This window comes from Pseudomonas kitaguniensis (genome assembly GCF_009296165.1).
In the GTDB taxonomy this organism is placed as follows: Bacteria; Pseudomonadota; Gammaproteobacteria; order Pseudomonadales; family Pseudomonadaceae; genus Aquipseudomonas; species Aquipseudomonas kitaguniensis.
Window position 1 is genome coordinate 20,819 of the sequence record NZ_VUAZ01000008.1, and the last position, 7,054, is coordinate 27,872.

Here is a 7,054-nt window from a genome sequence, read left to right on the forward strand (position 1 = left end):
TTCACACTTCGAAAGCTGTATGAAAACAGCACTTAAGTTGTCAGCCCGGTTACCGTTGGGCTGTGAATTTGCGACACGGAATTAGCAATTTTACGACAGCTTCGTAAAGAAGCTGAAAGGATAGTTGAGTCAGTATCGTCAATAGGGTCTGCGTGATATAACTTTGCGCTGACACAAAAAAGAAAGAGCCGCCCAGATAAAAATACAGGTGGGACGGCAGTACTCTTCCTAAAACCAAAGGAGCAAATCACGATGCGCGTGATGAAGTGGAGCATGATCGCACTGGCTGTTTCAGCAGGCACCTCGCAGTTCGCAATGGCGTCCGCCCAAGATGATTCCAAGGGCTTTATCGAAGACAGTACGGCCAGCATCCTGACCCGTACCCTGTACTTCAGCCGCGACTTCCGTAATAACGCGCCCGGCACCCAAAGCCGCCGCGAAGAAACCGGCCTTGGCTTCCATGGCCTGTTCAGCTCGGGCTACACCCAGGGCACTATCGGTGTCGGTTTTGATGCCATTGGTTTGCTCGGCCTCAAACTCGACAGCGGCAAGGGTCGCACCGGCACGGGTCTGTTCCCGAATGGCTCCGATGGCCGTGCTCAGGATGAATACTCCAAAGGCGGCGCAGCCATCAAGTTCCGTATCTCTGATACGGTCTTGAAAGTAGGTGACCAGTACACCACCGCGCCAGTATTCGCCTCCGACGACAGCCGCTTGCTGCCAGAGCTGCCACAAGGTATCTCGATCACCAGCAACGAGATCAAAGGCCTGAAACTGGAAGCCGGTCACTTCACGTCGATCGTCGCCCAGGACCACACCTACAAAGACAGTATCTCCAGCTCTGAGCCGGTCACCGGCACCGGCCTGAGAGACGCCAACTTCGTCGGCGGCGTTTACTCCTGGACGCCAGAGCTCACTACCAGCCTCTACTACTCGAAAGTAGAAGATTACTGGAAGAAGCTCTACGCCAACGTGAACTGGACCCACGCGCTCAGCGATGACCAATCCGTCGCGGTAGACTTCAACATCTACGACACCAAAAGCGATGGCGCAGGCCTGCAACGCGCTGAAAAAGACGGCACCACCAAGCTCGACAACCGTGCATTCAGCTTGCAAGGCGCGTACACCGTTGGTGCACACACCTTCACCCTGGCAGCTCAAAAGGTTAGCGGCGACGGTGACTACGGCTACGGTGTAGACGGCGGCGGCACAGTATTCCTGGCCAACTCCATCGCTCGTTCCGACTTTAACGCCGAAGGCGAGAAGTCGTTCCAGGCGCGTTACGACATCAACATGGCAACCTTCGGCATTCCTGGCCTGAGCTTCATGACGCGTTACGTAACCGGCAGCGGCGCCAACACTGGCACCACGTCGAACGGCAAAGAGTGGGAACGTGACATCGAAGGCAAATACGTGGTCCAGAGCGGTCCGGCTAAAAACCTGAGCTTGCGCCTGCGTCAAGCGACCTATCGTTCGTCTGACAACGTGTACTACGGTTCGGCTTCCATCGACGAACTGCGTTTGATCGCGCAATACCCGCTGAACATCTTGTAATTGTCAGTTTGATTACAACGATGACTTAAGGCCTCGGCCTTAAACAAAAAGCCGCTCCCCTGTTTAAAAGGGAGCGGCTTTTTTATTGCAGTTTTATTTCATTCGAAAAATAACCAGCACGCTAACTAACGAGATTAGCTGCCAGCATCAAACCTGACCTATTGGCCAAGTTCGATGCCTTGCCGTCTGGTTGTTTAAAGGCCGGTTATTTAGCCGCAGGCTCCTGCATAACGCGAATAACCCGCTGCGGAAACGGAATATCAATCCCCGCGCCTTTCAGGCGGTCTCGTGCCATTTCATTGAGCATAAACACCACATCCCAATAATCCGCCGTGTTGGTCCAGCACCGCAGCGACACAGTGATAGAACTGTCGCCCAAGGTCGACACCACTGCCACCGGCGCAGGATCTGCCAGCACGCGAGCGTCTTTTGCCAGCTCAAGCAGCACTTCACGGGCTTTTTGCAGGTCGGCTTCATAGTCGACACCCACGTCAAACACCACTTTGCGGGTCGGCTGACGGTTGGTGTTGGTGATGATGCCGTTGGACAGGATGCCGTTTGGCACGATCACGGTTTTGTTGTCGCCGGTGCGCAGCACGGTGTGGAAGATCTGGATGCTGTCGACCGTGCCGGAAGTGCCTTGGGCTTCGATCCAGTCACCAATGCGGAACGGGCGGAACAACAGAATCAGCACGCCGCCAGCGAAGTTGGCCAGGCTGCCTTGTAACGCAAGGCCGATGGCCAGGGTCGCCGCACCGATAGCAGCGACAAACGAGGTGGTGGCCACGCCGATCATCGACGCCACGCTGACAATCAGCATGATCTTCAACGCGATGTTCGCAAGGTTGGTGATGAAGTGCTGCAGCGCCAGGTCGGCGTTACGGATGGCCAACAAGCGCCCAACCCGGTGCGTAAGCCGGTTGATCAACCACCAGCCGATGGCCAGGGTGACCACCGCCAGCAACACACGGCTACCGTATTCCATAATCATTGGGATCCAAGACTGTGAGGTCTTGATCAGGTGATCAAATTCAGCGTTCAAATCCATCTATATTTCTCCTGTTTCACGGATGTGCGGCTTTATTGACTGCCTAAAAACGCAAATGAGCCCCGAAGGGCTCAAGTGTAGGCACAAACTGTGGGGCGTGGGACGTCAAAAACGCCCGCAGGTTCCGCAGCGTGCTCTCAGTCGCGGAAGTTGTTGAACTGCAGCGGCATGTCAAATGTCTTGGCGCGCAGGGCAGCGATCGCTTCCTGCAAGTCATCACGCTTCTTGCCGGTGATACGCACCTGCTCGCCCTGAATGGCGGCCTGCACTTTCAACTTGGCATCCTTGACGTGAGCGACGATTTTTTTCGCCAGCTCTTTGTCGATGCCTTCCTTGAGCACGGCTTCCTGCTTCATCAGCTTGCCGGAGGCGTACGCGTCTTTGATTTCCAGGCACTGTGCGTCGATCTTGCGCTTGACCAGGGACAGCTTGAGAATCTCGATCATCGCTTCCAGCTGGAAATCGGCTTCAGCGGTCAGGTTGACGGTCAACTCCTTTTCCTTGAACTCGAAGCTGCCCTTGCCTTTCAGGTCATAGCGACGGTCCAGCTCTTTGACGGCGTTCTCGACGGCGTTGGTGACTTCGTGTTTGTCCAGTTCGGATACCACGTCGAACGAAGGCATGTCATTTCTCCAAAATAAGGGGCGGGCTCAGTAGAGATGGAGCGCGCCCAAGCTAAAATGCCCGGGCATTATAGCGGTTCTTTCGCCGCGTTCACTGTGAGCGACCCCACGGAGCACAAACTCATGTCGACCACCTGGCATATTCTCGGCGCCGGCAGCCTGGGCACACTCTGGGCCACGCGCCTGGCTCGCGCGGGCGTGCCGGTGAGGTTGATTTTGCGTGACCACGCGCGCCTCGCCAGCTATCAGGCCGGGCATGGGCTGACGCTGGTCGAACACGGCGTAGCACACACTTACCCGGTCACCGGCGAAACGCCCGACAGCCCTGAGCCGATTCAGCGCCTGCTGGTGGCGTGCAAAGCCTACGACGCACAAAGCGCTATCGCACAGCTGCAACAGCGTTTGGCGGCGGATGCTGAGCTGATCCTGCTGCAAAACGGCCTTGGCAGCCAGGACGCAGTGGCCGCCCAAGTGCCGCAGGCGCGCAGCATCTTTGCCTCCAGCACCGAGGGCGCGTTCCGCGACGGCGATTGGCGCGTGGTGTTCGCCGGGCATGGCTACACCTGGCTGGGGGACACAGGCCAGCCGATGCCACCACTGTGGCTGAACGACCTGCACGCCGCCGGCATCCCTCATGAATGGAGCACCGAGATTCTGACGCGCTTGTGGCGCAAGCTGGCGCTCAATTGCGCGATCAACCCACTGACTGTGCTGTACCAGTGCCGTAACGGCGGCCTGCAAGACCATCAATGCGAAGTCGCAACGCTGTGCGCCGAATTGGCCGAACTGCTCGAATGCTGCGGCCAGCCCGCGGCCGCGCAAGCGTTGCACAGCGAAGTGCAACGGGTGATCCAGGCCACCGCGAGCAACTATTCCTCGATGTATCAGGACGTGGCCAACGCGCGGCGCACCGAAATCAGCTACCTGCTGGGCTATGCATGCCAGGCGGCAGCCCGCCATCAATTGGTGCTGCCGCACCTGCAACAGCTACAAGCGCGTTTGGTGGGCTATTTGCGTGAACGCGGATTGGCCAGCGACTGAGGCACGCGCTACCCTGCCTACCTGTCTATCGTCTCGGAAAGCCCTGATGCCACTGCGCCAGCGTCTTGAAAATCTACCCGTAGGGCAGAAACTGCTGGCCGCCCTGCTGGTGCTGCTGACTACCGTATTGCTGGTAGCCAACCTGACGTTTATCAGTGCGGCCTACTGGATTTCGCAGGAAAGCATGGCGCCTCAGGCGCTGCAGGCCATCGGCCGCCTGGTATCAAACCCGGCCCTCGCCGCCGATGCGCTTGAGTCCCCGGCCAAAGCCGACGCCCTGCTCGCTGAATTGACCAGCTATTCACCGCTGCGCGCCGCAGCGTTGTACGACGGCGAAGGCACCCGCCTGGCGCAGATGCAGCACGGCGATCGCCTGCATTTGCCGGACACCTACCGGCACATCGAAGCGTGGCGGCTGACCGAGTTTCGCAGCAACCAGGTCATCACCCTGCCCCGCGCCGGCCAGCCGTCCGGGCACTTACTGCTGGTGGCCAGCAGTGAACTGCCGATGGCGTTTTATACCGGCACGCTGACGGCGAGCCTGGGCATCCTGATTTTCAGCGTGCTGCTCTGGCTGATCATCGCCCGGCAAATCAAACGCCTGATCACTCGCCCGATCTACGAACTGGAAGAGCTGTCACGCCAAGTGACCCGCGAAGAGAACTACGCCCTGCGCGCCGGGCGTGGCAACCATGATGAGATCGGCAGCCTGGCCGAAGCTTTCAACACCATGTTGTCACGCATCGAAGCCCGCGAGCAGCAGCTAAAACGCGCGCGCGACGATTCACAGGCCGCCTACGATCAAGCCCAGGGCTTGGCCGAAGAGACTCGCCACACCAACCGCAAGCTGGAACTCGAAGTGCAGGTTCGCAGCAAAATCGAGAAAAAACTCACCGGCTTCCAGAACTACCTGAACAGCATCATCGACTCGATGCCTTCGGCGTTGATCGCGCTGGATGAACAGCTCTACGTGACCCAGTGGAATCAGGAGGCCAGCGCGCTTTCCGGCACGCGCCTGGACGAGGCGCTGAACCAACCGATTTTCCTCGCATTCCAGCCGCTCAAGCCGTACCTGCCACAACTAAAAGCCACGGTTGAGCAGCACACCGTAGAGCGCATCGAGCGCGTCACCTGGGTCAAGGATGACGAGCCCAAACATTACGCCCTGACCTTTTACCCGCTGATGGGCGGCGCCGGGCGCGGCGTGGTGATCCGCATCGACGACATCACCCAGCGCCTGTCGCTTGAAGAGATGATGGTGCAGTCAGAAAAAATGCTCTCCGTCGGCGGCCTGGCGGCGGGCATGGCCCACGAAATCAATAACCCGCTGGGAGCGATTCTGCACAACGTGCAGAACATTCGTCGCCGCCTGTCGCCTGACCTGCCGAAGAACCTGGAGCATGCCGAACGCGCGGGCGTCACACTGGACATGGTCAACCGTTATTTGCAAAGCCGTGAAGTACCGCAGCTGCTCGACGGCATTCAGCAAGCCGGCGCAAGGGCAGCGAAAATCGTCACGCACATGCTCAGCTTCAGCCGACTCAGTAATCGCCGGATGGCGCCCTGCGATTTGCCGGCACTGATCGACCAGGCAGTCGAAATCGCCGGTAACGACTTCGACCTGACCATCGGTTTCGACTTCAAGGGCCAGGCGATCATTCGTCAGTTCGACCCGCAACTGGGCCCGGTGCCCGGCACCGCCAACGAGTTGGAACAGGTGCTGCTCAACTTGCTGAAAAACGCCGCCCAGGCCATTCACCTGCGTGAAGACGACCGCGAGCCAGGGCGCATCATCTTGCGCACGCGCCTGAACCCGCCGTGGGCGGAGATCCAGGTGGAAGACAACGGCATCGGCATGAGCGAAAACGTGCGTAAACGCACGTTCGAGCCGTTCTTCACCACCAAGGAGATCGGCCAAGGCACCGGGCTTGGGCTGTCGGTGTCGTACTTCATCATCACCAACAACCATAAAGGCCAGATGGAGGTGCACTCCACCCTCGGCCAAGGCACCTGCTTCACCCTGCGCCTGCCCTTGGCCGGCAGCCAACTGCCACCCTATGAACTCACCCAACTGGAGCAATGACCATGGGCTTTCGCCTGTCGAAGATCTACACACGTACCGGCGATCAAGGCGAGACCGGCCTGGGCGATGGCCGTCGCGTACCCAAGGACCACCCGCGTGTGGAGGCGATTGGTGAGGTCGACACGCTGAACAGCCAGTTGGGCTTGCTGTTGGCGGGGCTTGAAGAACAGAGCGGCAAGCACCCGCAATTGAATGACGTGATCGAGGTGCTCACACCCTGCCAACACCGTTTGTTCGACTTGGGCGGTGAACTGGCGATGCCGGTGTACAAGGCGTTGAATGCGGCCGAAGTTGATCGCCTGGAAGCGGCGATTGATCGCTGGAACGAGGAAGTCGGGCCGCTGGAGAACTTCATCCTGCCCGGTGGCTCGGCGCTGATCGCCCAGGCGCATGTGTGCCGCAGCCTGGCGCGCAGTGCAGAGCGCAGGTGTCAGCATTTGAATGCGCTTGAGCCGCTGGAGGGGGTGGGGTTGGCTTACATCAATCGGTTATCGGATTTGTTGTTTGTGGCAGCCAGGGTGATTGCCAAGCGCCAAGGGGTGGCGGAGGTTTTGTGGCAGGCGGCGGCGAAGCCACACTGATGATTATGTAGTGCTTGCAAGGGCCTCATCGGGAGCAAGCCGCCTCCCACAGTTGATAGAGTTCCACCTCTGGAATGCAGTTAACTGTGGGAGGGCCGGTGCGACGATTCGACTTGCTCCCGAT

Annotated in this window: 6 protein-coding genes; 4 read left to right on the top strand and 2 right to left on the bottom strand. The window is 58.9% G+C overall.

The genetic code is table 11. From position 1 onward, the window contains the following. Positions 1 to 252 precede the first annotated feature (252 nt). On the top strand, positions 253 to 1,554 hold the full coding sequence (locus tag F0169_RS01965; protein WP_058412489.1) for an OprD family porin: 1,302 nt from the start codon (positions 253 to 255) through the stop codon (positions 1,552 to 1,554). A 205-nt stretch (positions 1,555 to 1,759) separates the two neighbouring features. Here F0169_RS01965 and F0169_RS01970 read toward each other — a convergent pair whose 3' ends face one another. Together F0169_RS01970 and F0169_RS01975 are read right to left on the bottom strand one after the other, a co-directional pair. Then, positions 1,760 to 2,602 (bottom strand): mechanosensitive ion channel family protein, encoded by an 843-nt coding sequence (locus F0169_RS01970; RefSeq protein WP_152745291.1) that lies wholly within the window; start codon positions 2,600 to 2,602, stop codon positions 1,760 to 1,762. 137 nt (positions 2,603 to 2,739) lie between these two features. After that, a complete protein-coding gene (locus tag F0169_RS01975; protein WP_003209785.1) occupies positions 2,740 to 3,225 on the bottom strand; it encodes a YajQ family cyclic di-GMP-binding protein in 486 nt (161 codons plus the stop codon). A 123-nt stretch (positions 3,226 to 3,348) separates the two neighbouring features. On the opposite strand from F0169_RS01975, the gene F0169_RS01980 reads away from it, so the two are divergent. From F0169_RS01980 to F0169_RS01990, 3 genes are read left to right on the top strand one after another with little or no spacing between them, the layout of a single operon-like run. After that, positions 3,349 to 4,266, top strand: coding sequence for a putative 2-dehydropantoate 2-reductase (locus tag F0169_RS01980; RefSeq protein ID WP_152745292.1), 918 nt, complete (start codon positions 3,349 to 3,351; stop codon positions 4,264 to 4,266). A gap of 46 nt (positions 4,267 to 4,312) precedes the next feature. Next, on the top strand, positions 4,313 to 6,349 hold the full coding sequence (locus F0169_RS01985) for an ATP-binding protein (RefSeq protein WP_058412492.1): 2,037 nt from the start codon (positions 4,313 to 4,315) through the stop codon (positions 6,347 to 6,349). 2 nt (positions 6,350 to 6,351) lie between these two features. Next, entirely contained in the window at positions 6,352 to 6,930 is a 579-nt protein-coding gene (locus tag F0169_RS01990) for a cob(I)yrinic acid a,c-diamide adenosyltransferase (protein ID WP_058412493.1), read from the top strand. The last annotated feature ends 124 nt before the right edge of the window (positions 6,931 to 7,054 follow it).